1 pseudogene is annotated in these 260 nt (G+C 51.9%); it reads left to right on the top strand.

Annotated features, from left to right (window positions below):
- Positions 1–187 (top strand): annotated as a pseudogene (locus LD028_RS09140) (thiamine biosynthesis protein MoeB); the annotation flags it as partial.
- Positions 188–260: the final 73 nt, after the last annotated feature.

Genomic DNA, 260 nt, shown 5'->3' with positions numbered 1-260 from the left:
GTACGACTTGAATGAATTGGCGGAGCTGTTTCGCCGCCAAGGGCTTCAAGCGGAAGCGAACCCGTATCTTGTCTCCGTTTCGCTCGGCGACAAGCGATTGGTTGTCTTTCGCGACGGCCGTGCGCTTGTGCACGGCACGAAAGACGTGCAGGAGGCAAAGGCGATCTATTACCGCTATTTAGGTTGAAACGAGGGAAAATGAAATAAGGGCGTCCATTGATGGGAGGACGCCCTTGTTTTGTTCATCAAACTGTCAAAAA

The sequence above is a fragment of the Anoxybacillus sp. LAT27 genome, from assembly GCF_022030075.1.
Lineage (GTDB): Bacteria > Bacillota > Bacilli > Bacillales > Anoxybacillaceae > Anoxybacillus > Anoxybacillus kestanbolensis.
This window is presented reverse-complemented; position numbering and strand designations above follow the sequence as displayed.